Source organism: Kitasatospora fiedleri, assembly GCF_948472415.1.
In the GTDB taxonomy this organism is placed as follows: domain Bacteria; phylum Actinomycetota; class Actinomycetes; order Streptomycetales; family Streptomycetaceae; genus Kitasatospora; species Kitasatospora fiedleri.
Window position 1 is genome coordinate 2,676,463 of sequence record NZ_OX419519.1, and the last position, 24,036, is coordinate 2,700,498.

Annotated in this window: 15 protein-coding genes, 1 tRNA gene and 3 pseudogenes; 14 read left to right on the forward strand and 5 right to left on the reverse strand. The window is 74.9% G+C overall.

Annotation, left to right across the window (positions count from 1 at the left end; translation table 11 throughout):
- Nucleotides 1-99: 99 nt before the first annotated feature.
- Nucleotides 100-609, reverse strand: a complete 510-nt coding sequence (locus QMQ26_RS12435) for a universal stress protein (protein WP_404814117.1) — start codon at nucleotides 607-609, stop codon at nucleotides 100-102.
- Nucleotides 610-1,766: 1,157 nt separating this feature from the next.
- On the opposite strand from QMQ26_RS12435, the gene QMQ26_RS12440 reads away from it, so the two are divergent.
- The 5 genes and pseudogenes from QMQ26_RS12440 to QMQ26_RS12460 all read left to right on the forward strand — a co-directional run bounded on the left by QMQ26_RS12440 (nucleotide 1,767) and on the right by QMQ26_RS12460 (nucleotide 7,423).
- Nucleotides 1,767-2,798 (forward strand): HAD family hydrolase, encoded by a 1,032-nt coding sequence (locus QMQ26_RS12440; protein ID WP_282205744.1) that lies wholly within the window; start codon nucleotides 1,767-1,769, stop codon nucleotides 2,796-2,798.
- A 1,404-nt stretch (nucleotides 2,799-4,202) separates the two neighbouring features.
- Nucleotides 4,203-5,422, forward strand: a pseudogene (locus QMQ26_RS12445) (helix-turn-helix domain-containing protein); the annotation flags it as partial.
- Between the two features lie 566 nt (nucleotides 5,423-5,988).
- Complete coding sequence (orn, locus tag QMQ26_RS12450) at nucleotides 5,989-6,591, forward strand: oligoribonuclease (RefSeq protein ID WP_100838183.1); 603 nt, start codon at nucleotides 5,989-5,991, stop codon at nucleotides 6,589-6,591.
- 114 nt (nucleotides 6,592-6,705) lie between these two features.
- Nucleotides 6,706-6,781 (forward strand) — tRNA-His (locus QMQ26_RS12455).
- Nucleotides 6,782-6,976: 195 nt separating this feature from the next.
- Nucleotides 6,977-7,423, forward strand: a complete 447-nt coding sequence (locus QMQ26_RS12460) for a DUF4442 domain-containing protein (RefSeq protein ID WP_100838182.1) — start codon at nucleotides 6,977-6,979, stop codon at nucleotides 7,421-7,423.
- A 191-nt stretch (nucleotides 7,424-7,614) separates the two neighbouring features.
- Here QMQ26_RS12460 and QMQ26_RS12465 read toward each other — a convergent pair whose 3' ends face one another.
- The gene (locus QMQ26_RS12465) at nucleotides 7,615-8,679 is read right to left on the reverse strand and encodes a LacI family DNA-binding transcriptional regulator (RefSeq protein ID WP_100838181.1); all 1,065 of its coding nucleotides are present in this window, start codon (nucleotides 8,677-8,679) and stop codon (nucleotides 7,615-7,617) included.
- 459 nt (nucleotides 8,680-9,138) lie between these two features.
- Here QMQ26_RS12465 and QMQ26_RS12470 point away from each other — a divergent pair, with 459 nt between their 5' ends.
- The 5 genes and pseudogenes from QMQ26_RS12470 to QMQ26_RS12490 all read left to right on the forward strand — a co-directional run bounded on the left by QMQ26_RS12470 (nucleotide 9,139) and on the right by QMQ26_RS12490 (nucleotide 15,448).
- Nucleotides 9,139-10,455, forward strand: a complete 1,317-nt coding sequence (locus QMQ26_RS12470) for an ABC transporter substrate-binding protein (protein WP_282205745.1) — start codon at nucleotides 9,139-9,141, stop codon at nucleotides 10,453-10,455.
- Nucleotides 10,456-10,564: 109 nt separating this feature from the next.
- Nucleotides 10,565-11,521, forward strand: a complete 957-nt coding sequence (locus QMQ26_RS12475) for a carbohydrate ABC transporter permease (RefSeq protein WP_100838179.1) — start codon at nucleotides 10,565-10,567, stop codon at nucleotides 11,519-11,521.
- 1 nt (nucleotide 11,522) lies between these two features.
- Entirely contained in the window at nucleotides 11,523-12,437 is a 915-nt protein-coding gene (locus tag QMQ26_RS12480) for a carbohydrate ABC transporter permease (protein ID WP_100838178.1), read from the forward strand.
- Nucleotides 12,438-12,502: 65 nt separating this feature from the next.
- Nucleotides 12,503-13,953, forward strand: a pseudogene (locus QMQ26_RS12485) (glycoside hydrolase family 1 protein).
- Between the two features lie 166 nt (nucleotides 13,954-14,119).
- The gene (locus QMQ26_RS12490) at nucleotides 14,120-15,448 is read left to right on the forward strand and encodes a Uma2 family endonuclease (RefSeq protein ID WP_282205746.1); all 1,329 of its coding nucleotides are present in this window, start codon (nucleotides 14,120-14,122) and stop codon (nucleotides 15,446-15,448) included.
- Nucleotides 15,449-15,468: 20 nt separating this feature from the next.
- Here QMQ26_RS12490 and QMQ26_RS12495 read toward each other — a convergent pair whose 3' ends face one another.
- Together QMQ26_RS12495 and QMQ26_RS12500 are read right to left on the reverse strand one after the other, a co-directional pair.
- Nucleotides 15,469-16,347, reverse strand: a complete 879-nt coding sequence (locus QMQ26_RS12495) for a spermidine synthase (RefSeq protein ID WP_282205747.1) — start codon at nucleotides 16,345-16,347, stop codon at nucleotides 15,469-15,471.
- Nucleotides 16,348-16,573: 226 nt separating this feature from the next.
- Nucleotides 16,574-17,005: a hypothetical protein gene (locus QMQ26_RS12500; RefSeq protein ID WP_282205748.1), complete on the reverse strand. Its 432-nt coding sequence runs from the start codon at nucleotides 17,003-17,005 to the stop codon at nucleotides 16,574-16,576.
- Nucleotides 17,006-17,341: 336 nt separating this feature from the next.
- Here QMQ26_RS12500 and QMQ26_RS12505 point away from each other — a divergent pair, with 336 nt between their 5' ends.
- Nucleotides 17,342-18,724 carry a tetratricopeptide repeat protein gene (locus tag QMQ26_RS12505; protein WP_282205749.1) on the forward strand — a complete coding sequence of 461 codons (1,383 nt, stop codon included), beginning with the start codon at nucleotides 17,342-17,344 and terminating at the stop codon, nucleotides 18,722-18,724.
- 133 nt (nucleotides 18,725-18,857) lie between these two features.
- Here the strand turns inward: QMQ26_RS12505 and QMQ26_RS12510 are convergent, their stop codons facing one another.
- The gene (locus QMQ26_RS12510) at nucleotides 18,858-19,508 is read right to left on the reverse strand and encodes a histidine phosphatase family protein (RefSeq protein ID WP_100838174.1); all 651 of its coding nucleotides are present in this window, start codon (nucleotides 19,506-19,508) and stop codon (nucleotides 18,858-18,860) included.
- A 138-nt stretch (nucleotides 19,509-19,646) separates the two neighbouring features.
- On the opposite strand from QMQ26_RS12510, the gene QMQ26_RS12515 reads away from it, so the two are divergent.
- The 3 genes and pseudogenes from QMQ26_RS12515 to QMQ26_RS12525 all read left to right on the forward strand — a co-directional run bounded on the left by QMQ26_RS12515 (nucleotide 19,647) and on the right by QMQ26_RS12525 (nucleotide 23,863).
- Nucleotides 19,647-20,867: a hypothetical protein gene (locus QMQ26_RS12515; RefSeq protein WP_282205750.1), complete on the forward strand. Its 1,221-nt coding sequence runs from the start codon at nucleotides 19,647-19,649 to the stop codon at nucleotides 20,865-20,867.
- On the forward strand, nucleotides 20,864-22,462 hold the full coding sequence (locus QMQ26_RS12520) for a hypothetical protein (RefSeq protein WP_282205751.1): 1,599 nt from the start codon (nucleotides 20,864-20,866) through the stop codon (nucleotides 22,460-22,462). Before QMQ26_RS12515 ends, QMQ26_RS12520 begins: the two co-directional genes overlap by 4 nt.
- Before the next feature lie 7 nt (nucleotides 22,463-22,469).
- Nucleotides 22,470-23,863: pseudogene (locus QMQ26_RS12525) on the forward strand (AAA family ATPase).
- Nucleotides 23,864-24,036 lie beyond the last annotated feature (173 nt).

A 24,036-nucleotide genomic window follows, 5' to 3' on the forward strand; every position in this document is an offset into this window, starting at 1 on the left:
GGTCGGCCTGCGCGCTCCCGCAGGAGGGCGCGGTCGGCTGTACCGCGGCCACAGGTCAGTGCGGGGCGGTGCGAGCCCGAGCGGGTCGGTGCGGGGCGGTCAGGGGATGACGATCACCGGACGGTTGGCGCGGCGGGCGAGTCGGCTGGAGACGGAGCCGAAGAGCTTGCCGAGCAGGCCGTGGGTGCTGCCGACCACGATGGCGTCCGCGGCGTACTCGCGGCCGACCTCCTCGATCTCGTGACAGATGTCCCCGCCGCGTTCGATCAGGATCCAGGGGACGCCGGAGAGGAAGTCGGCGCAGGCGAGTTCGAGGCCGAGGATCTCGGTGCGCTGGTCCGGGAGGTCCACGAAGACGGGCGGTTCGCAGCCGGCCCAGACGGTGGTGGGGAGCCGGTTGGCGACGTGGACGATCACCAGACCGCAGCGGGAGCGACGGGCCATGCCGACGGCGTAGGCCAGGGCGCGCTCGCTGGAGAGCGAGCCGTCGAAGCCGACCACCACGCCGTGCTGGAACTGCGGGTCGCAGGCGCGCGAACCGTGTTCCTGGAGCTGGGGTTCGTCTTCGCCGTCGCGGCGGCCGACGGTGGGACGGGATCGGTCGGTCATCGCGTCCTCCGCAGTACCGGGTCGTGGTCCGACGACGGCGTCCGCCGCGGGTCCGGGGGTGTCGCTTCCTGGGATGTCACGTTCAGGGGTGCCACACTCCGGGCCGCGCCGCGACCGACCGGGAGCAGGGTCCGGGTCGGGGGCGCGCTCAACGGCACGGTCTGGCCCAAGGGCAGGGGCAGGAGCAGGGCCGGGGTCGGAGTCGGAGTCGGCGTTGCGGCGGTGGTCGGCGCGGCCGAGCGGGCTGGCGCGGCCGAACAGCCCGGTCCAACCTGCCCGACTCGCCCGGCCGGAGCGGGCGGCGGGCACGGGGGGACGGGCGGGCGGCGGAGGCGGGGCGAGCGCGTCCGCAGGGGCTGCGGGAGCGGCGTCGGGGAGGTGCGGGCTGTCCTCATGGTCCGGGTCGGGACGGGGTGACTTGTGGCCAGAGCCGACGCCGAGGCTGAGACCGGGTCCGGTTGCAGGGTCGGGGTCAGGTTCAAGGGCGGAGCCGGCAGGCCGGGCGTCGGGGTGGCGTGGCTGATCGGCGAGCGGCGGGACGCCGGGATTCTCGACAGCGGACCTGCTGTCGTGCGGGCTGCCGTGGGCAGAAGCGGAGGGCTCTTCACCGGCCATGGCTCAAAACTCTTCAACTGAAACGGGCCTACGCAGGGGGACGCGGCGGGGGACCGCCAGGCCCCGGTGGCAGGAACGGCAGCGGTGGCGATGCGTCCGGGAACGACTGGCACCGTTGGCGACCTCTGCCTTTCAGAGTACGGCTCGGAACGGGCCCCGCCCAGCGACGGCACCCTCGTGCGATGAGGTTCCCGCGTGTGGGGGAAACACGCGCTCTGGCGTGCGCCCCCTCGCGGCGGGTTCCCAGGAGCTTGACCGACGGGACGCGATGCGCGCAACAGTGCGACGACACAACGTGACCCGACTGTCATCGCTCCTGCCGATGGGCGGCGCACGGTAGTTGCCCATCGGTCGCACTCCACCCGGCGTCCTCCGGCACCCGGTTGTCCCGGTCGGGGCCGTCCGGCCGGGTGCCGGAGCGGGTGCGGCGGTTCGGCCGGGAGTTCCGGTCCGTGCGAGGTTCCTTTTGGGATCATGGTCCGGGTTGCACGCGTACCAACCGGATTCGGCCAATTCGCGGAAATTCCAATCGCCTTTGGCAATTGCCACGTGCATACGTGCTGGCCGCTGGCAGCATGCTCGACATGCCGCTGCTCCTGCTCGACCTCGACAACACCCTGCTGCCCAGGGACGCCGCGTTCAGAGCGTGGGCGGAGGGCTTCCTCGCCGAGAACGGCCTGCCCGCCGGGGACCTCGACTGGCTGGTCATGCTCGACGGCAGCGGCTACGTACCGCGCAGCACCGTACTGGGTGCGGCGAAGCGCCGCTACGGCATCGACCGGTCGGTCGACTCGTTGCTCGCGCACTACCGGAGTGGCATCAACTCCCACATCCAGTGCCCGGATTCACACGTCGCGGCGCTCCGGGAGGCGCGCGAGGCGGGATGGACGCTGGGGATCGTCAGCAACGGCGGAACGCTGCCCCAGCTGGAGAAGATCCGGCTGACCGGGCTCGCCTCTCTGGTGGACGGGTGGGTGATCTCGGAGGAGGCCCGCTGCCTGAAGCCGGACCCGTTGATCTTCGAGGTCGCGGCGCGGCGGTGCGGCTTCCGGCCGGCCGGGGACTGGAAGGCGCAGACCTGGATGGTCGGCGACTACGGTCCGGCCGACATCGCGGGGGCGGAGGCGACGGGGCTGCGCAGCGCGTGGCTGCACCACGGTCGGCCGTGGGCGGAGCGGGCCTACCGTCCGACGGTCAGCGCGCCGAGCCTGCCGGAGGCGGTGCGGGTGATCCTCTCCGCAGGTGAACACCCCCTCGCCGGACGGGGATTCGCTGCGGGCACGACCGCCCGACCCCAGCGGTCGCGCGGCCAACTTGCCATCCAGGCATCCCGGTTGACGCCGCACGGTCCGAGCGCCCCGAACATTCCGAGTGTCCCGAACGCTCCGGCCGCGTCGAAGTCACCGCTCATCCCGGTCACTCCACTCGCCCCGGCAGCCTCGGGCGCACCGCTCGCCCAGCCGGTCCTGCGGACGAAGACCGTACCGCTCATGCCGATCGAGTCCGCTCCGGTCCCGGCCTCGGCCGCCGTCGCCCAGGTCCGCTGGAGCGACACCGCGACCGCCGCGAGCTGACCGGACGTCGAACCCGGGGCGCGGGCACCGCTCCCGCCACGACGCGCACACACCGATTGGATGCGTGCGCCCTCATTCCTTTCCGGTAAAAGGATTTGACTGAGCGTCACTGAAAGGGCGCTCCGGTGGAAAGGTGCCCCGCCGTTGCCGGACCGCCCTTGTACTCCCTCGCGCCGCCCCGCACCCTCCCGGCCCGCCGGCCCGAATGGGGCCACGTGGAGTCGGCGCGCCGGTTCGATGGCCCGGGGGGCTCCGGGGCGGGCCGGAGCGGCGTCGATGCCGGCCTGTGGGCGCGGGAGTCCGGCGAGCGGCGCGAAGGGGCGACTCGGCGGCGGCAACGGGGGCTGGGCGAGGTGGTGGTGGGGTTCCGTCGGGGCGTGGCTGTGCGGCGCGTGGGGCCGCCCCGGGAGGGATTGGATTCGGACGAATGTGCGGTGCCTGGGTCGACGGGCCGGGGAGTTCGAGGCGGTGACGAAGCGACGGGGCGGCCGGGACAGGTGGGGGTCGTGGTGCCAGTGGGACGGAATCGGAACGGAGGGGTTCAAGTGACGGAGTGTGAGGTGGGAGGCGTTCAGGAGTGGCCGGTTCGGGTTGGGCCGGGGGGCTGGCGGGGCGCGGGGATCATGGCTCAGGTGTGCGCTGTGGCGCGTGGAAGGCGGTTTCACGCCCCCGATTTGAACCGTACGTTTTCGGCCAACTTGCCTCGCCTCCCTGCCGTTCGGGCAAATCCGCAGCACACAGCGGGCGGTGGGTCCACCGTCGACGGGTGAATCGTCGACAGGTCGTGCGACAACCGGCCACGGTTGTTCGCGCCCCCTTCACAGCGGGGTCGACGGGTGCCACGCTTCGTGATCGAATGCTTCACGCCAAATTGCCATGTCGACATAGCGTCGGATGGTGAACTTGTCACAACGGCAACGGTCCACCAAGTAGATTCGATCTTGGCTCGCAGAGCGGCAGCCGAGACCACCACACCACCGAGGGGGCTGGAGCGCCTTGAGCAGGGTGAGCAGGAGCGACGCGGGTCCTGAAAGCGACCGCCAGCCGTCGTCCTATCCCGGTGGCACGGCGAGACTCGGCAAGTTCGGTGGCGCGTCGGCCGGTTCGCTGGGCGGCAACCCCGGCGGTGGCCACGGCTCCGGAACCGGCCCTGGAACCGGCAGCGGCAGCGGTACCGGCGGCGGCCCGAACAGCGGCCAGCTCCAAGGTGGTCCGGGAGCGGTGACGGGCGCTCAGCACGCCGCGGCCCAGTCCCCCGTGCAGGCGTCCCCCGGCCACGGCGGTCTCACCCCGGGCGGCCACGCCGCCCCCAACTCCCCCGGTGGCGCCCACAACTCTCACGGCGGTCACGGCGGTGCGGCCACCGCGACGGCGGGCGGCGCGGGCGCGGGCGGTGCGCCGGACGTGCTCGCCGGCCCTGGCCTGCTCTCCTCCCCGCGCAAGCTGGCCGGGCGGCGGCGGCGCGAGACGGTGGCGGTGCTGCTGTTCAGCGGGGCGCCGATCTTCGAGAGCTCGATCCCGCTGTCGGTCTTCGGCGTGGACCGGCAGGACGCCGGCGTTCCCCGCTACCGCCTGCTGGTGTGCGCCGGCGAGGAGGGCCCGCTGACCACCACCGGCGGCCTGACGCTGACCGCCCCGTACGGGCTGGAGGCGCTGTCCCGGGCGGGCACCATCGTGGTCCCGGCCTGGCGGTCGATCTCGCAGCCGCCGCCGGTCGAGGCGATCGCCGCGCTGCGCAAGGCCCACCACGAGGGCGCCCGGATCATCGGTCTGTGCACCGGCGCCTTCGTGCTGGCCGCCGCCGGGCTGCTGGACGGCCGCCCGGCGACCACCCACTGGATGTACGCGCCGACGCTGGCGAAGCGCTACCCGCGGGTCCACGTCGACCCGCGCGAGCTGTTCGTGGACGACGGCGACGTCCTCACCTCCGCGGGCACCGCGGCCGGCATCGACCTCTGTCTGCACGTGGTCCGCAGCGACCACGGCGCCGAGGCCGCCAACGCGCTGGCCCGCCGGCTGGTGGTGCCGAACCGCCGCGGCGGCGGAGGTCAGGCCCAGTACATCGATCAGTCTTTACCTGAGGAGATCGGCAACGACCCGCTGGCCGAGGTGGTCACCTGGGCGTTGGAGAACCTCAACCAGCAGTTCGACGTCGAGGTGCTGGCGGCCCGCGCGTACATGTCGCGGCGCACCTTCGACCGCCGCTTCCGCACCCTGACCGGCAGCGCGCCGCTGCAGTGGCTGATCACCCAGCGGGTGCTGCAGGCGCAGCGGCTGCTGGAGACCTCGGACCTGTCGGTGGACGACGTCGCCCGCCGCTGCGGCTTCCGCTCGCCGGTGGCGCTGCGCGGGCACTTCCGGCGGCAGCTCGGGGTCTCCCCGGCCGCGTACCGGACCACCTTCCGGGCCCGCCGCCCGGCCGCCGGCGGTCAGGTGGCCCCGGTGGTCCCGAACAACGCCCTGGCCGAGCGCGGCCCGGGCCAGAACGGGCACGCCCCGGCGTCCCACGGACCCGCCGTCCACGGCGCACACGGTGCTCCGGCGCACGGGCCGGTGACGCACGGTCAGCCGACTCCGGCCGGTGCCGGGCCGACGGGCGGCCCGCTGGGCCGGCCGACCGGTCCGGGCGGGGGTGCGGCGGGGCAGCAGCGTCCGCGTCCGCTGGTGCCGCCGCAGGCCGGTCCGCCTCCGAGCGCCTTCGGTGCGCGCTCGGCGGAGCGTCCGGGCGACCCCCGGTACGCGGGCCGCGGCACCGGCCCGGCGGCGCACGGCGGTCAGTCCGGTCAGTCGGGTTACGGCGGTCAGTCCGGTCACAGCGGTCAGGCGGGCCACGGCGGCCAGCCCGGCCACGGCGGCAGCCAGCCCGGTCAGGCCGGAGGTCCGTACCCGGGTGCCCAACAGGGGTCGTCGCCCGCGCACGCGCACGCGCAGCCCTCTCCCGGGCAGCCGGTGCGGCCGAGCGCGGCGTACCCGGGCGGGCGCGGGTCGGGTCCGGCGGAGCGTCCGGACCGTCCGGTGGAGCACGCCATCGCGGAGGACGCGACCGGTGAGCAGCCGAGCGCCCGGGGCCGACAGGCGGCGCACCGCCCGGAGGCCGAGCCGGAGCGCGGGGCGCGCGACACGGCGGACTTCGCCCCGGACGGGGCGCGTGCGGTGTCGGGGGCGCGCGATCGCGCCGTAGGGTGAAGGCGTGAATGACCGTCTGGTATGGATCGACTGTGAGATGACCGGCCTCGACCTCGATCGGGACGCCCTGATCGAGGTCGCCGCCCTGGTGACCGACTCCGAGCTGAACGTGCTCGGCGAAGGCGTGGATGTGATCATCCGCCCGCCCGCCGAGGCGTTGGCGAGCATGCCCGAGGTGGTACGGCAGATGCACACCTCCTCGGGCCTGCTCGACGAGCTCGCGGACGGCCTGACCATGGCCGAGGCCCAGGAGCAGGTGCTGGCGTACGTCCGCGCGCACGTCCCGGAGGCCGGCAAGACCCCGCTGTGCGGGAACTCGGTGGCCACCGACCGCGGCTTCCTGGCCCGGGACATGCCCGAGTTGGAGGGGCACCTGCACTACCGGATCGTGGACGTCTCCTCGATCAAGGAGCTGGCCCGCCGCTGGTACCCGCGCGCCTACTACAACAGCCCGCAGAAGGGCGGCAGCCACCGCGCGCTGGCCGACATCCGCGAGTCGATCGCCGAACTCCGCTACTACCGCGAGGCGGTGTTCGTCCCGCAGCCCGGCCCGGACAGCGACACCGCGCGGGAGATCGCCGCCCGCCACCAGGTGCCCACCACCTGACCAGCGAACCGGTCCGATCGGTCGGGGAAATCCTGGCGCGAGCACCCCTCCGCATCCTGTAGAGTTCTTCCTGTCGGAGCGGGAACGCGAGAGCGGGAAAGCACCTGACAGATGGTGGGTGTAGCTCAGTTGGTAGAGCACCTGGTTGTGGTCCAGGTGGCCGCGGGTTCGAGTCCCGTCACTCACCCCATCGCACGAAGGCCCCGGTCGAGAAATCGACCGGGGCCTTCGTCGTTCCCACCCGGAACGGCCGCGACGACCGCGACGGCGGCGACGGCGGCGATTCGGGACGGATGCGCACCGGCTGGAGCGGTCGGCCCGCGCGGCGGGAGGGGGCCTCCGACCGGGCATGGACGGCCAATCTACCCGCTAGTAACATCGCGGCATGACCACTACTGCGATCGGCGAGCTGCTCACGTCCACCGTCCCGATGGTGAAGACCCTGCAGCTGGAGTACCTGGAGACCACCCCGGAGCGGGCCGTGCTGCGGCTGCCCGACCTGCCGGAGTACCGCAACCACGTGGGCGGGCCGCACGCGGGGGCGATGTTCACGCTGGCCGAGTCCGCCAGCGGGGCGATCGTGCTGGCGGCGTTCGGCGACCAGTTGGGGCGTGCGGTGCCGCTGCCGACGGTCGGCGAGATCTCGTTCAAGAAGCTCGCCCGCGGCGTGGTGACCGCCACCGCGACGCTCGGCCGGCCGGTCGCCGAGGTGATCGCCGAGCTGGACGAGGGCCGGCGCCCCGAGTTCCCGATCACCGTGGAGATCACCCGCGAGGACGGCGCCGTCACCGGCGTGCTGGAGATCGTCTGGACCCTGCGCCCCAACTCCTGAGCACCCGGCGGGCCGACCGGGCCGGGGCGACCGCACACCCCGACCCGGGCGGCACCCGGGAGACGGTGCCCCCACGCCCACACCCACCCCCGGAGCGCCCGCGCCCCACGCCCGCCCGCGCCCCACGCCCACCCCCGCCCCTAGCGCCCACGTCCACCCCCGGAGCACCAGCGCCCCACCCCTCCCCGCCGTCAGGCGGAGTCGCGGACGATCAGCTCGGTCGCCAGCACCACCTGCCGCCGGGCCCGGCCGCGTTCGTGGATCTCGTCGAGCAGCAGGCGGGCCATGGTGCGGCCCATCTCCTCGATCGGCTGGCGGACGCTGGTCATCGGCGGGTCGGTGTGCCGGGCCACGATCGAGTCGTCGAAGCCGATCACCGCGACGTCGTCGGGGATCCGTCGCCCGGCGGCCCGCAGCACCTGCATCGCGCCGGCCGCCATCACGTCGGAGGCGCAGAACACGCCGTCCAACTCGGGCCTGCGGTCCAGGAGTTCGCGCATCGCGACCCGGCCGCCCTCCTCGGTGAAGTCGGCCAGGCCGACCAGTTCCTCGTCGTAGGCGTGGCCGGCCTCCTCCAGGGCCCGGCGGTAGCCGCCGAGGCGGGCCTGGGCGACCTCCATGTCGAGCGGGCCGGTGAGGGTGGCCACCCGGGTGCAGCCGCGCCGGAGCAGGTGGCGCACGGCCATCCGGGCGCCGCCGGCGTTGTCGGCGTGGACGTAGCTGAGCGGTTCGAGGTCGCTGCGGCGGCCGGCCAGCACGGAGGGGATCTCCAGGCTCTCCAGCAGCCCGGGCAGCGGGTCGTCGCGGTGCACCGAGACGACCAGGACGCCGTCGACGCGCTGGGCGGTCAGGTAGGCCGAGAGCCGGTCCCGCTCGCGCTGGTTGCGGACCAGGATCAGCAGCAGCTGCATGTCCGTCTCGGCGAGTTCGGCCGAGACGCCGCTGATGATGTCGGAGAAGTACGGCTCGGAGAACAGCCTGGTCTCGGCCTCGGGCACGACCAGCGCGATCGAGTCGGTGCGCGAGGTGACCAGGGTGCGGGCGGCCCGGTTGGGCACGTAGCCGAGTTCGGCGATGGCGGTCTGGACGGCTTCGCGGGCCTTGGCGCTGACCCGGGGGGAGCCGTTGATCACTCGGGAGACGGTGCCGCGGCCGACGCCGGCCAGCGCGGCCACCTCCTCCAGGGTGGGGCGCGCGGTGGCTCTGCCGCCGGCGCCCGGGTGGAGCGCGTCGGGGCGCTGTGCGGTCGGGCTCATCGCTACACCTCTCGGTCTCTGGGACGGACGGGACGGACGGGACGGACCCGGTGGACCCGCCCGGGCCCGTACGGACTGTTCATTGTGGCCGGTCCCGCCGCGTTTCCGACCATCCGGGGCGGTCCGGAGCGGTCCGGGGCCGACCCGGGCGGGAGCCCGGGAGCACCGGCGGCGGCGGTGACGGAGGTGGAAACGCTCCGGCAACGTTTATGTCACCACGTCTTGACACTCACCCCCGCGACACAGCAACCTTCCGGCATGCCAGCTGTGGGAGCGCTCCCACACTGTAGCCAAGATTCAGCGCACCAAGAACACCCACGAAGCTCTCGTTTCCCGCCCGGTCAGACCCGCGTCACACCCGCGCCAGACCAGCTCCAGACCCGCGTCACACCCGCTCCAGACCCGCGTCACACCCACGCCACACCCACGGAAGACACCCGGACAAAGGAGTTCGCCCCCATGCGCACCACCTCCCGCCCCCGCAGAGCAGCCGTCGCCGCCACCGCCGTGCTCGCCGCGTCCACCCTGCTGCTCACGGCCTGCTCGTCGAGCTCGGACAAGGGCGGCTCCACCGACGCCAACGGGAAGATCACCCTCAACGTCGGCGACTTCGGCACCTTCGGCTACGTGGAGGCCGGCCTGTACGACGAGTACATGGCCGCGCACCCGAACATCACCATCAAGTACGACACGGTCCAGGACGGCCAGAAGTACTGGGACGCGCTGACCACCCACCTGGCCTCGGGCAGCGGCCTGGCCGACATCCAGGCGGTCGAGGTCGGCTACATCGCGCAGGCCACCAACACGCTGGGCGACAAGTTCGTCGACCTCGGCAAGGCCGAGGGCGTCAACCCGGCCAACTGGCTGGACTGGAAGTCGAAGCAGGCCACCACCGCGTCCGGCTCGCTGATCGGCCTGGGCACCGACATCGGCCCGATGGCGATCTGCTACCGCACCGACCTGTTCCAGCAGGCCGGCCTGCCGACCGACCGCGCGGAGGTCGCGAAGCTGTGGGCGGGCGACTGGTCCAAGTTCGTCGAGGCGGGCAAGACGTACCAGGCCAAGGCCCCGGCCGGCACCTTCTTCACCGACTCCGCCTCGGGCCTGTTCAACGCCGCGCTGTCGGCCCAGCCCGAGCAGTACTCGGACGCCTCCGGCAAGCTCGTCTACAAGACCAGCGCCGGCGTGAAGACCGCCTGGGACCTCGCGGTCGCCGCCTCGCAGGCGAAGATCAGCGCCGGTCTGCGCCAGTTCCAGGACCCGTGGAACGCCGCGTTCGCCAACGCCAAGTTCGCCACCGTGGTCTGCCCGTCCTGGATGACCGGCATCATCAGCAAGTACTCCGGCGACTCCGGCAAGGGCAAGTGGGACGTCGCCGCCCCGCCGGTCGCCTCCAACTGGGGCGGCGCGTTCCTGACCGTCCCGAAGGCCGGCAAGCACACCAAGGAGGCCGCGGCGCTCGCCGCCTGGCTGACCGCGCCGGAGCAGCAGGCCAAGGTCTTCACCAAGGTCGGCAACCTGCCCTCGACCGTCGGCGGCCTGCAGCAGCCCGCCGTCCAGGGCGCCAAGCAGGAGTACTTCAACAACGCGCCGACCGGCCAGATCTTCGCCGCCGCCGCGCAGTCCATCAAGCCGGCGCCGATCGGCGAGCAGGACGGCAACGTGAAGACGATCATCACCGACAACGGCGTCCTCGACATCGAGGAGCACGGCACCGACCCGGCCAAGGCCTGGGCGAACGTGTCCAAGCTGATCGACGACAAGACCAGCAACTGATCCGGGCCGGCCGCGCGCCGGTAGCCGGTCCCTACTGCCCGGCCGGGTCCGCCCACCCGGCCGGGCGCCGTTCCGCCGCCCCTCGCCACCTCCGGGAAGGAAACCCCAAGTGGCCACCCACGTCCGCGCCGAGGCCCCGCCCGCGCGCCCCGCCTGGCGCTCCCGCCTGTACCGGTTCGACCTGAAGGCCTCCCCGTACGCCTTCATCGCCCCGTTCTTCCTCTGCTTCGCCGCCTTCGGCCTCTTCCCGCTGATCTGGACGGGCTGGCTGTCGCTGCACTACGTCGACCTGCTCAAGCCGGACGTGATGGAGTGGCGGGGCTTCGGCAACTACACCCGCCTGTGGTCGAACGACCAGTTCTGGACGGCGCTGCGCAACACCTTCACCATCGGCGTCATCTCGACCGTCCCGCAGCTGCTGACGGCGCTCGGGCTGGCCCACCTGCTCAACTACCGGATGCGCGGCCGGGGCTTCTTCCGGGTCGCGATCCTCGCCCCGTACGCCACCTCGATCGCCGCCGCGACCCTGGTGTTCGTCCAGCTGTTCAACCCGGACTACGGGTTCGTCAACTGGATGCTGGGCGCGGTCGGGCTCCACCCGAACTGGTACTCCGAGACCTGGCCCTCGCAGATCGCCATCTCCACCATCGTCACCTGGCGCTGGACCGGCTACAACGCGCTGATCTACCTGGCCGCGATGCAGGCGGTGCCGAAGGACCTGTACGAGGCGGCCAGCCTGGACGGGGCCAACCGCTGGCAGCAGTTCACCCGGATCACCGTCCCCTCGATCCGCCCGACGATCATGTTCACCATCATCGTCTCCACCATCGGCGCCACCCAGCTGTTCGGCGAGCCGATGCTGTTCGGCGGCGGCGTCGGCGTGTCCGGCGGCTCCGCGCACCAGTTCCAGACGCTCAGCCTCTACCTGTACGAACTGGGCTGGCCGTCGCGCCAGCTGGGCCGCGCCTCGGCGGTGGCCTGGACGATGCTGCTGCTCCTGCTGCTGCTCGGCCTGGCGCAGTACCTGATCACCCGTTACCGCAAGCGCCACGAGCTGGGAGGCTGACATGGCCGCCACCCTGTCCACCCCTTCCGCCCGCGGGGCGGTGCCCGCCGAGCAGGACCGCCCGCGCGGCCTGTTCCGCCGCGGGGCGGGCGACCACGACAAGGCGGGCCCGGTCGCCTACCTGCTGCTCGGGATCGCCGCCCTGGTCTCGCTGTTCCCGCTCTACTGGACCTTCGTCGCGGCCTCCAGCACCGGCGAGCGGGTCGCCCAGTCGCCGCCGCCGATGGTGCCCGGCGGCGAGCTGTGGACGAACATCACCACCGCCTGGGACCAGGCGGACATGGGCACCGCGCTGCTGAACTCCACCGTCGTGGCGGGCTGCGTGTCGCTGTCCACGGTGCTGTTCTCCACGCTGGCCGGCTTCGCCTTCGCCAAGCTGCGCTTCCGGGGCCGCAACGCGCTGCTGACCCTGGTGGTCGCCACCATGACCATCCCGCCGCAGCTCAGCGTCATCCCGCTGTACCGGATCGTCACGAAGCTGGACTGGGGCAACCACCTGCAGTCGGTGATCCTGCCCTCGCTGGTGGCCGCGTTCGGCGTGTTCTTCATGCGCCAGTTCCTGACCGAGGCGCTGCCGTTCGAGCTGATCGAGGCGGCCCGGGTGGACGGCGCGAACAGCCTGCGGATCATCTGGCACGTGGTGTTCCCGATCGCCCGGCCCGCGATGGCGGTGCTCGGCATGCTGGTGTTCGTGCAGTCCTGGAACGACTTCTTCTGGCCGTTCGTGGTGCTCACCCAGCAGAACCCGACCGTGCAGGTCGCGCTCTCCGCGATCGGCGGCGGCTCCGGCCACGACATCAACCAGGCCGTGATCATGACCGGTGCGCTCGTCGGCACCCTGCCGCTGCTGTTGATCTTCGCCGTTCTGGGGAAGCACATCGTGGGCGGCATCACCTCCGGCGCCGTCAAGAGCTGACCCGCCGGAAGACCGGATACACCGCCCTGTCCACCCTCGAACCATGGGAGCGCTCCCGTATGACCATGACCGATCGGCCCACAGCCGCCCACACCTCCGTGGCGGCCCCCCGGGTGGCCTTCCCGCCCGGCTTCGCCTGGGGCGCCGCCACCGCCGCCTACCAGATCGAGGGCGCCGCCGCCGAGGACGGCCGCACCCCCTCCATCTGGGACGCCTTCGCCAGGACCCCCGGCAAGGTGCTGAACGGCGACACCGGCGACGTCGCGGTGGACCACTACCACCGCTTCCGCGAGGACGTCCGCCTGATGGCCGACCTCGGCCTCACCTCGTACCGCTTCTCGCTCTCCTGGCCGCGGATCCAGCCGACCGGCCGCGGCCCGGCCGTCGAGCGCGGCCTCGACTTCTACCGGGCCCTGGTCGACACCCTGCTCGACCACGGCATCTCCCCGGTCGCCACGCTCTACCACTGGGACCTCCCGCAGGACCTGGAGGAGGCCGGCGGCTGGCCGGTCCGGGAGACCGCCCACCGCTTCGCCGAGTACGCGGCGCTGGCCGCCGGCGCGCTCGGCGACCGCGTCCCGGTCTGGACCACCCTCAACGAGCCCTGGTGCAGCGCCTTCCTCGGCTACGGCTCCGGCGTCCACGCCCCCGGCCGCACCAACCCGGCGGACGCGCTCAAGGCCGCCCACCACCTCAACCTCGGCCACGGCCTGGCCGTCGGCGCGCTGCGCGAGGTGCTGCCCGCCTCGGCGAAGGTCTCGGTCTCGCTCAACCTGCACCTGGTCCGCCCGCTCACCGACACCCCGGAGGACCGCGAGGCGGCCCGCCGGATCGAGGCGGTCGGCAACCGGGTCTGGACCGGCCCGATGTTCAAGGGCGGCTACCCCGAGGACCTCAAGGCCGACACCGCCCACCTGGTCGACTGGGACGAGCTGGTGCGCCCCGGCGACGAGGCGGAGATCGGCCGTCCGATCGACCTGCTCTGCCTCAACTACTACAACCCGACCGTCGTCTCGGCCCGCGCGCCGAGGCCGCGGGGAGCGCCGAGGCCGCCCGCAACGACGGCCACGGCGACAGCGAGTTCAGCTGCTGGCCGGGCTCCGAGGACGTGGTCTTCCACCTCGCCAACGACGACGTCACCGCGATGGGCTGGCCGATCGACGCCTCCGGCCTGACCGACTCGCTGGTCGGCATGCACCGCGACTTCGGCCTGCCGCTGATGGTCACCGAGAACGGCGCCGCCTTCGACGACGCGGTCGGCCCGGACGGCGAGGTCCACGACCCGGAGCGGGTCCGCTACGTCGAACTGCACCTGGCGGCCGTGGCCGAGGCGATCGCGGCGGGCGCCGACGTCCGGGGCTACTACCTCTGGTCGCTCCTGGACAACTTCGAATGGGCGTACGGCTACAGCAAGCGCTTCGGCATCGTCCACGTCGACTACGAGACCCAGCGGCGCACCCCCAAGACCAGCGCCCGCTGGTACGCGGAGGTGATCCGGCGCGGGGGGCTCGCCTGAACTCCCGCACGCCCGCCCGGTGTGACGGGGTGTGAGCGACGGGCGTGACCGCGGGGAGTCCCGCTCGTTCTCCCCTGGTGTGCGGACCAACCACGCGAAGCGACCGCGACGTTCGGACACCACCCGGCAGCGGTGGGGACGGCCCGGGGCACTGGCGGCGGGCGGCATGCTCGCCGCCCAGGTGCTGGGCCTCGGCCTCGGGGCGGCCGACGCCCGCGCCGCCGACACCGGGCACCCGCCGCACCACCCCGGCCGCGCCCTCGGCACCGCCGTCCGCCCCGGCTCGGACGATGGCGGACCGCTCGACGGGCCGGTCGACGAGGCGGTCGGTGCCGCCGGTACGGTCGGTGCCGTCGGCGCGGCCGGTGCCGTGGACGCCCTCGACCCGGTCGGCACCGCGAGCGGCGCGGGCGGTACGCTCCCCCTCGGCGCGGTCGGCGCCCGGCCGGTCCAGGGCCTCGGCGACACCCTCGGCCACCACCTCGGCACCGGCGAACTCCCGCTCCCCGGCCACCACGCCGACGCCTTCTCGCTCGCCGCCGGCCTGCTCTCCGGCGTCCCCCGCAGCCCCGCCCCGAGAACGGCCCCCGCGCCTCCCGCTCCGGCCCCGCGAACGGCCGCGACCCCGACGGGAGCACCGCCCCCGACGCCCCCGCGCCCACCGTCCCGGCCCAGCGCACCTCCGCCGACACCCCCGCCACCACCACCGCCGCGGCCCCGGCCACCGCCGCCCCCACCGAGCCCCGCACCCCGGCCCCCCGCCCCGCCCCGCCGCTCGGCACCCCGGCCCCGCACCCGCGCCCCCCACCCCCGACCGCGTCGCCCTCACCGCCGCCCCCACCCGCCCCGCCGGCGAGGGCACCGTCGCCGTCCTCCTCCCCATCGCGGCCGGCCTGCTGCTCACCGCCGCCGCCATGTACAAGCACCGCGGCCTCCCGGGCGGCGGCCACTGAACCCGGACGCCCACCCCGGCCCCTGGACCGTCGCCGACCTGCTCGCCCGGCCCGAGGACACCCGCCACCGCGTCGAACTCCTGGGCGGCTGCCTGCTGCTGAGCCCCCGCGAATCCGTCCCCCACCAGCGGGCCGCCGGCCGCCTCGCCGCCCTGCTGAGCGCCGCCGCGCCCGCCCGGTTCGAGGTGCTGACGGCCGTCAACGTGCTCGTCCCCGACGGCCTGTTGATCCCCGACCTGGTGATCGCCGACGCGGCCGCCGCCGGGGCGGGGGCCACCCTGCCCGCCGACGACGTGGTGGTCGCCGTCGAGATCGCCTCGCCGTCCACCAGGGTCATCGACCGCCGCACCGAGCCCGGCCTGTACGCCGCCGCCGGCATCCCGCACTACTGGCGGCTCGACCTCGACCCGCTGCCCGGCCTCCACCTCGGCCGGCTCGACCGGGACGGCGGCTACCTCGACCGCACCGTCCGGCCCGGCGAATCCACCGCCCTCACCGACCCGTTCCCGCTCGACCTCGATCCGGCCGCGCTGCGCCGCTGACCGCTGACCGGCGGGGGCCGTCAGTCGAAGGCCCTCGGCGGCGGGGCCGGGGACGGGACGGCGGTGCCGTCGGTGGCCGGGGCGGTGCCGGCCGTGAAGTCGGTGAGGTCGCGGCCGTGCAGCAGGCGGGCCTGGGCGGGGTCGGTGGCCAGGCGGCGGGTGAGTTCGGCGAGCGGGAGGGGGGTGTGGGCGGCCAGCAGGACGAGGTTGCCGAAGCGCTTGCCGCGCAGGACGGCGGGGTCGGCGATCAGGCAGAGTTCGGGGAAGACGGCCGCCAGGGTGGCGGCCTGGGCGCGGGCGAAGGCGAGCGGGCCGCCGTCGGTGATGTTGGCGGCGTAGTGGCCGCCGCCGGTGAGGGCGCGGGCGGCGTGGCGGGCGAACTCGACGGTGGCGCAGTGCGCGGGGACCCGGGCGCCGGCGAAGACGTCGGCGATGACCAGGTCGGTGGAGTCGTCGGGGGTGCGTTCCAGGACGGCGCGGGCGTCGCCGCCGCGGACCTTGATCTGCCAGCCCCGGTCGAGCGGCAGTTCGGCGCGGACCAGCTCGGTGAGCCCGGTGTCGATCTCGGCGACCTGCTGGCGGGAGCGCGGCCGGGTGGCGGCGGTGTAGCGGGCCAGGGTGAGCGCGCCGCCGCCGAGGTGCAGGGCGGTGAGCGGCTGCCGGGCGGGGGCGGCCAGGTCGATCAGGTGGCCGATCCGGCGCTGGTAGGCGAAGCCGAGGTGGCCGGGGTCGGCGAGGTCGACCAGGGACTGCGGCGCGCCGTCGAGGAGCAGCTGCCAGGCGTGCGGCCGGTCGCGGTCGGGGCGGAGCTCGGCGGTGCCGGAGGCGACGGCCGCGGTGAGCGGGCCCTGGCTGTGCGCGCGGCCGGGGACGGCGGGGGTGGTGCGTGGACGGCCCATGGCCCCATTATCCGGTGCCCGCCCCGGAGCGGCCGCCGGTCGGGGTCGCGCGCCGTCGCACCGCGGGCAGGGCGGCGGAGGGCCCACCGGCGAGGGGGTGCGACGGTGGGTGACGGGCGCTGCCCGCTGCGGGGTCGGGCGTTCCGCCCGCTGAGACGACGGTTGCATGCCAACTGCCGTTTCGGGCAGGTTCTCTGATGAGGCGTCAGGCAGCGCCCGGACGCGCTCAGAGCGGGCCGAGACCGCCCGCGGTGAGGGTGGTGGCGGCTTCGCAGAGCGCGGAGCGCAGCACCCAGGCGTCGGTGGGGCGCGGGTACGGCTGGGAGCCGGAGGGCGGGATGATCCAGCGCGGGTCGGTGGGCGGGAGCAGCTCGGCCCCCGGGGTACAGGCGGAGCCGGACAGGTGCCAGCGCAGCGCGGTGCCGGCCGGGACCAGGAAGGCGATCGCGCTGCCGGAGGCGGTCTGCTGGACGGCCCCGCAGGCGCGCCGCAGCCGGAGGATGTCGACCGCCTCCAGGCCGTGCCGGACCTGGACGGTGACGGTGTCGTACTGGACGACGCGGGCGGCCGAGCTCACGGGCGCGGGGGCCGGCGGCGCGGGGCTCGGCGGCGCGGCGGGGACGGCCGGCCGTCGGTACTGGGGAACTCCGGTGGCCATGGGGGACCTCCTGTCGCCTCGGGTCGCGCGGAAACCGGATGGTGCTCCGCCACCCGGTCGTGCGACGGGGGCCCGGTGCGGGAGGGGGCCCGCACCGCCGGTGTCCATGTACCAGGACAACGCGGGACCGGGCGTCCAGGCCACGGCCTCCGATACAGCAAGCCATGGCATTTCATGGCACAACGCGGCAACTAGGTCCGTATTGTCCGCAATTGACCCACCTACTCCTCGCAACTCGCCGTGTTCGCGCGGTGACTGCCGGTACTGTCGTGGCGACGCGGCGGCCCTCCCCCCAGGGGCCGGCGCGACCACCCCGGCACGACCTCGGAGTGCAGCATGGCAGCCACGCGAACCGGCGGGCCCCGTCCGGTGCCCGTCCCCAACCAGGCGATGCGCGAGCTGCGCGGCGCCCTCTCGCCGGGGGAGTTCGCCACCCTGGTCCGCCGGGCCGCCCGGGAGATCGGCGAGCACGTGTCCTGCGACGCGCGCTACGTCGGACGGGTCGAGTCCGGCGAGATCCGCTGCCCCAACTACGCGTACGAGCGGGTGTTCCGGCACTTGTGGCCGGAGAAGTCGCTGGCGGAGCTCGGGTTCGCCCCGCGCACGGCGGTCCGCCGCCGGGCGCCGGCCACCGAACCGTCCGTCCCGGCGCACCCGCCGGACGCCCCGCTCCGGTCTGACGAGGAGAACGACGACGTGCTTCGCCGTACGTTCCTGAACGGCGGTCCCACCGCCCTGGCGGCCGTGCTCGGCCTGGACCAGGCCCCGCCCTCCGCCGCCGCCCCGCTGCCCGCGGCCCCGCCCCGGGCGGAGCGCCGCCGGATCGGCGCGGCCGAGGTGGAGGGCGTCGAGCAGGCGGTCCGCGACATCCGGCTGCTGGACGACGCGCACGGCGCGGACACCCTGTTCGAGCTGGCCGGGCAGTCGCTGCGCAGCGCCTACGTGCTGCTCAACGACGGCGAGTACAACGCCGCGACCGAGCGCCGGTTGCAGGGCGGGGCGGGCGAACTCGCCATCTCGGTGGGCTGGTTGGCCCACGACTCGAACCGGCTGACGGACGCCAGGTCGTTCTACTCGGAGGCGCTGGCCACCGCCCGGATGGCCCGCGACCCGCACCTGGAGGCGCACGTGTTCAGCAACAGCGCCTTCCTGGCCCGGGACGCCGGACGCCCCCGGGAGGCGCTGCGGGCCGCCCAGGCCGGGCAGGCCGCGGCGGACGGGCTGGGCTCGGACCGGCTGCTGTCGCTGCTGGCGCTGCGCGAGGCGGGCGGTTGGGCGCTGCTCGGCGACCGGTCGGCCTGCGAGCGGGCGCTGGCCCGGGCGTACGCGCTGTTCGACCGGGGCGGGCGGCCGGACGACCCGGAGTGGATGTCCTTCTTCGGCGAGGCCGAACTGGCCGGGCAGGAGGCGCAGTGCTGGTCGGCGCTGGGCGAGTGGGACCGGGCCAGCGTCCGGGCCGAGCGGGCGATCGGCCTCCAGGAGCCGCACTTCGTGCGCAACCGGGTGCTGTACACCGCCGAGTTGGCGCACGACCGGCTGGGCCGGGGCGACCTGGCGGGCGCGGCCGAGCACGGCGCGGCGGCGGTGGCGCTGCTCGACCGGGTCCGGTCCGCGCGGGTCCGCGGCATGCTGGCGCGGACCGCGGACCGGTTGCGCGGCCACGCCGCCGTGCCGGAGGTCCGGGACTTCCTGGACGGCTACGACGCGGCGGCGGCCTGAGCGGGCGTCAGCACCCGGGCGGACGTCAACGCCCGGGCGGACGCGAACACCCGGGCGGGAGTCCGCGCTTGGGCAGGCGTCCGCGCTTGGGTGGACGTCAGCGCCCGCGCGGAGGCGGACACCCGGCCGGGCGTCAGTGCCCCAGCCGCTCCAGGTGGCTGTGGTCGTTCCAGATCTCGACGGCGGGCAGCCCGTACTCCCAGGACAGCACGCAGAGCGCGGCGGTGCCGAGCTTGAGGCGCTGGGCGTACTCGGCGGGCAGGCCGAGCCAGCGGGCGGCCAGGATGCGCAGCAGGTGGCCGTGGGCGAACAGGACGACGTCGCGGTCCGCGCAGTGCATCGTGGTGGTGTCGGGGTCGGGCGTGCCGTGCTCCGCGTTGAGTTCGGCGAGGAAGCCGTCGACCCGGCCGGAGACCTGGGCCAGCGTCTCGCCGCCGGGCACGCCGTCGCGCCAGATCAGCCAGCCGGGCTGGTCGGTCTCGCGGATCTCGGTGCCGGTGCGGCCCTCGTACTGCCCGTAGTCCCACTCCAGGAGTTCGGGGCGGACGGTGGCGCGGTCGCCGAAGCCGGCGAGTTCGGCGGTCTCCCGGGCCCGGGAGAGCGGGCTGGTGTAGACGGTCGCGTCGGGCAGGCCGTTCCACGGGGCGCGGGCGAGTCGTTCGCCGAGGGCGCGGGCCATGGCGCGGCCCTCGTCGGTGAGCGGGACGTCGGTGCGGCCGGTGTGGCGGCCGGTGGCCGACCAGGAGGTCTCGCCGTGGCGGACCAGCACGATGCGGGCGGGCATGCGGGGTACCTCGTTCGGAAGGGTGCGGTTCACTGGCCCCGCCGTCGAGGGCCACCGCCCCATGATCCCCCACCCGACCCACCGGACCGACCTCCGGGCTCCGCGTTGTCGGCTGCGGATGCGAGACTGGGCCGCACCATGAACGTCTCGCACCTGGGGCAGGCCACCCCGCCGCTGCGGCGGCTCTCCGAGCTGCGCGGCCCGGCGCCGCAGCGCAGCCTCGACGCCCGGGCCCTCGCCGCCCTCGCCGCCAATCCGGGGTGCCGCCGCCGCGCCCTGCTGGACGCCGCCGGCGTCGACAAGCCCGCGCTCGCCCGGCAGTTGGGGCGTCCCGCGCCGTTCGGCCAGTCGCCGTTCGCGATCCGCCGCGGCCTGCAGTTCGAGTCCCGGTTGAAGCGGGACGGCTACGCGGTGCTGCTCGATCCGCTGCGCCGCCGGCTGGGCGTGGCGGCGGACGAGGCGTCCTCGCCCGCCGTGCCGGACCTGCTGCCCGCGGCGGCCCCGGCGGTCCGCGCGGAGCGGACGCTGGCGGCGCTCGCCGAGGCCGCGGCCGATCCGGCGGCCTGGACGCTGCTGGACCACCCGATGCTGCGGCTGGACGTGGCGGGCAGCCCGGCCTACCTGGAGCCGGACGCGCTGGTGGTGCACGCCGGGCGGTGCACCGTGGTGGAGATCAAGTCCTTCCCGGTGCTGGACGGTTCGGCCGATCCGGCGCACGTCGGCGCGGCGGCCCGGCAGGCCGCGGTGTACGTGCTGGCGCTGCAGGAGGCGGCGGCCCGGCTGGCCGGCCGGCCGCTGTCCAGCGATCCGTACGCCGTCCAGGAGCTGCCGGGGGCACCGGAGTTGACGGTGCTGCTGGTCTGCCCGAAGGACTTCTCCGCGCAGCCGGTCGCCGTCCCGGTCGACGTGCGGCGCGAACTGGCGACCACCCGGCGGCAGTTGTCCCGGATGACCAGGATCGAGCAGCTGCTGGCGGCGCTGCCCGAGGGGGTGACCTTCGACCTGGCCCGGGACGACACGGGCGCGCCGACCCGGCCGGTCGGGGAGCTGACGGAGGCGGTCGACGCGGTGCCCGCCGCGTACGCCCCGGAGTGCATCTCCACCTGCGAACTGGGCTTCCACTGCCGGGCGCAGGCGCGCTGCGCGGGCGCGGTGGAGCAGTTGGGCCGCGGGGTGCGCGGCGAGCTGGGCGCGCTGCGCACCGTCGAGGAGGCGCTGGCGGCGGCGGAGTCCGGGGCTGCGGCGGGCCCGGAGCCGGAGCCGGCGGCCGAGTCGGGCCTGGACGAGGCGTCCGAGCGGCTGGCGTACGCGGCCCGGCTGCGGGCCGAGGCGCTGGCGTCGGCGGGGGGCGCGCGGTGAGCCTGCTGTCCACGCTGGCCCGGTTGGAGGCGGTGCGGGCGCAGCGGGCGCAGCCGTTGGCGACGGTGCGGCACCGGCACCTGTCGGAGCGTCCGATGGTGCTGGTGCCGTTGGCGGCCGCGGGCGAGGCGGGGGCCCCGCTGGCGGTGCTGCTGGGCACCGACCGGGAGGCGCCCCGGCTGCACTTCGTGCCGCAGCCGCTGAACCGCACCCAGCGTTCGGAGTTCCTGGCCGCGGTGGCCCGGGACGTGGTGCCGTACCTGGAGTCGTTCGGGGACGAGGTGGAGCTGCTGGAGGGCTCCGAGAAGGACCCGGTGAGCGGCGAGAAGGTGCCGGTGGTGCGGGAGTTGTGCGCGGACGCGCCGCAGCTGGTCGTGCCGAACGCGGGGGGCGTCGCGCACCTGGCGCTGCTGGGCCGCTCCACCCGGTTCCGCCGCACGGCGCAGGACCCGGACCCGGGCGAGTACCCGGCGCCGACCGAAGTCCCTCTGCTGGGGCGCTGGTTGACGCACCTGACGGACCGGGCGCAGGTGCCGGGCTCCTCGATGCTGCTGACCGTGACCGGTCTGCTGGCGCGGCACTGGGCGACCGGGCAGAGCAACCTGGAGGACCAGCACCTGGCGGCCCGGCTGGCCTGGCACCTGCCGCCGTCCGGGCTGGAGCCGGCCGCCACCGGGGCGGCGGCGGCCGAGTGGGTGGAGTCGGCGCGGGACGGCGACGGCCTGCTGCTGCACCCGCCGGCCGGTCCGACCACCGATCCGAAGTTCGACGAGCGGGTGCTGGCCCCGGCGATCCTGCGGCACGACGCGGCGGTCGCGGTGCGCGAGCGGGCCGAGGCCGCCCGGGACGGCGCGGAGTCCCGCCGGGCGGCGGTCCTGGTCGAGCAGGCGCGGGCCGAGCTGGCCCGGGTGCTGCGCGCGGCGACGCTGCCGACCTGGCACGACGTCTGGCGCGGCCTCGACCTGCTGCGGGCGCTGCCGGCGGCCGGGCACCTGCCGGAGCGCTGGGAGGGCGACCGCTGGTCGTTCACCATGCACCGGGACCGGGTGGCGGCGGGCGAGCCCCCGCAGCCGCGCCGGGACGACGCGGTGACGGCGGCCCGCAAGCTGGCCCAGCGCGAGCGCGAGCAGGCGAGGTTGGAGATCCAGGAGTCGCTGGACGACCCGCTGGCGATGGCGGAGCGCCGGCTGTCCGGCGAGGCGTTCGCCGGCGAGGTGGTGGACGTCGTCCCGGAGTGGTCGGCGGGCCGCTCCCCCAAGCCGCGCCCGCTGCTGATGGTGCGCACCGACGACCGTCCGCACGCCGATCCGGGCCGCGAGCTGCACCGGGCGCACGCGGAGCCCGCCCAGCGGGCCGAGGTGGTCTCGGCCGCGCCGGGCGAGGTGGTGGTGCGGCTGCTGTCCGGGATGGGGCGTCGCCGGGAGCCGGAGCCGGGCAGCGTGCCGGAGCCGGGCACGGCCGTGGTGTTCACCCTGTTCGAGTTGGCGCCCCGGCAGTCCGCGCCGCTGCCGGACCCGGCGGACACGCCGTGGACGCACGGCGGCCCCCCGGTGGCCGTCGAGGAGGTGTCGGCCGGTGCGGACGAGTGGGAATGATCAGCGCATGGACCTTTCCGGAGCGCCGGTGACCGGCCGTCAGACCTCCTCCCCCGCCGCCGGGCCGGCCCCGGGCGAGGCCGCCGACCGGGCCGTCGCGGGCATCCTGGACGCCGTGGTGCGTCCGGCGCCGGGCGCGCCGCGCGGCGTGGTGGTGGACTCCCCGCCGGGCGCAGGCAAGTCGACGCTGGTGGTGCGGGCGGCCCGCGAGCTGGTCGGCGCGGGCGAGCGGCTGATGATCGTGGCCCAGACCAACAGCCAGGTCGACGACCTGGTCGACCGGTTGGCGGCCAAGGCCCCCGGGATCACCGTCGGCCGGCTGCACGCGAGCGACGCGCGGCCCGCGCCGGAGGCGCTGCGGCACCCGAACGTCACCGCGAAGGACAAGGTCGCCGACCTGCTGGAGCAGGACGTGGTGATCTCCACCGCGGCGAAGTGGCAGTGGGTGCGGACCGAGCAGCCCTGGCGGCAGGCCATCGTGGACGAGGCGTACCAGATGCGTTCGGACGCGCTGCTGGCCGTCGCCCGGCTCTTCGAACGGGCGCTGTTCGTCGGCGACCCGGGCCAGCTCGACCCGTTCACCGTGGTCGGCACCGACCAGTGGGCGGGGCTGTCCTACGACCCGTCCTCCTCCGCGGTGGTCACCCTGCTGGCCCACAACCCGGCGATCCGGCCGCACCGCCTGCCGGTCTCCTGGCGGCTGCCCGCCTCGGCGGCGCCGCTGGTGTCCGCCGCGTTCTACCCGTACACGCCGTTCCGCTCCGGCACCGGCCCGGGCGACCGCACCCTGCGGCCGGGGCTGCGCGGGACGGTTCGGCGGTGGACGCGGCGATCGACGAGGCGGCGAGCAGCGGCTGGGCGCTGCTGGAGCTGCCCGCCCGGCACACCGTCCGCACCGACGCCCAGGCGGTCGCCGCCGTCGCGGCCACCGTCCGCCGCCTGCTGGAGCGCGAGCTGACCGCGCACTCCGAGCAGGGCAGCGCCCCGCTCACCGCGGGCCGGGTCGCGGTCGGCACCGCGCACCGGGACCAGGCCGCCGCGGTGCGCGCCGAACTGGCCCGGCTCGGCGTCCCGGTCGACCCGGCGGCGGGCGAGGCGGTGACGGTCGACACGGCGAACCGGCTGCAGGGCCGCGAGTACGACGTGACGGTCGTGCTGCACCCGCTCTCCGGCCGCCCCGACGCCACCGCGTTCCACCTGGAGACCGGTCGGCTCTGCGTCCTGGCCTCCCGCCACCGGCACGCCTGCATCGTGGTCGCCCGGGCCGGCATCCCCGAGCTGCTCGACGACCACCCGGCCACCGAGCCGGTCCAGCTCGGCGTCGCCGTCAAGTTCCCGGACGGCTGGGAGGCCAACCACGCGGTCCTCGCCCACCTCGCCCACCACCGCGTCCGGCTCTAGCCGCCGAACGCCGCCGAATGCCGCCGAATGCCGCCAAACGCCGCCAAACGCCGCCGAGCCGAATGCCGCCGGGGGCGTGCGGAGCCACCCGTACGCCCCCGGCGGGGAATAGCGCTCGTGGGCGCACCGTTCCGGTTCTGGCGGTCCGCGCGCGACAATGGACGGCGGCCGTC

Bases quoted from the DNA above. Each gene is read 5' to 3' on its own strand.
- QMQ26_RS12515 (WP_282205750.1), top strand. From the start codon at position 19,647: ATGAACGTCTCGCACCTGGGGCAGGCCACCCCGCCGCTGCGGCGGCTC.
- QMQ26_RS12470 (WP_282205745.1), top strand. From the start codon at position 9,139: ATGCGCACCACCTCCCGCCCCCGCAGAGCAGCCGTCGCCGCCACCGCC.
- QMQ26_RS12490 (WP_282205746.1), top strand. From the start codon at position 14,120: ATGCTCGCCGCCCAGGTGCTGGGCCTCGGCCTCGGGGCGGCCGACGCC.
- QMQ26_RS12435 (WP_404814117.1), bottom strand. From the start codon at position 609: ATGACCGACCGATCCCGTCCCACCGTCGGCCGCCGCGACGGCGAAGAC.
- QMQ26_RS12465 (WP_100838181.1), bottom strand. From the start codon at position 8,679: ATGAGCCCGACCGCACAGCGCCCCGACGCGCTCCACCCGGGCGCCGGC.
- QMQ26_RS12510 (WP_100838174.1), bottom strand. From the start codon at position 19,508: ATGCCCGCCCGCATCGTGCTGGTCCGCCACGGCGAGACCTCCTGGTCG.
- QMQ26_RS12460 (WP_100838182.1), top strand. From the start codon at position 6,977: ATGACCACTACTGCGATCGGCGAGCTGCTCACGTCCACCGTCCCGATG.
- QMQ26_RS12495 (WP_282205747.1), bottom strand. From the start codon at position 16,347: ATGGGCCGTCCACGCACCACCCCCGCCGTCCCCGGCCGCGCGCACAGC.
- QMQ26_RS12500 (WP_282205748.1), bottom strand. From the start codon at position 17,005: ATGGCCACCGGAGTTCCCCAGTACCGACGGCCGGCCGTCCCCGCCGCG.
- QMQ26_RS12480 (WP_100838178.1), top strand. From the start codon at position 11,523: ATGGCCGCCACCCTGTCCACCCCTTCCGCCCGCGGGGCGGTGCCCGCC.
- QMQ26_RS12505 (WP_282205749.1), top strand. From the start codon at position 17,342: ATGGCAGCCACGCGAACCGGCGGGCCCCGTCCGGTGCCCGTCCCCAAC.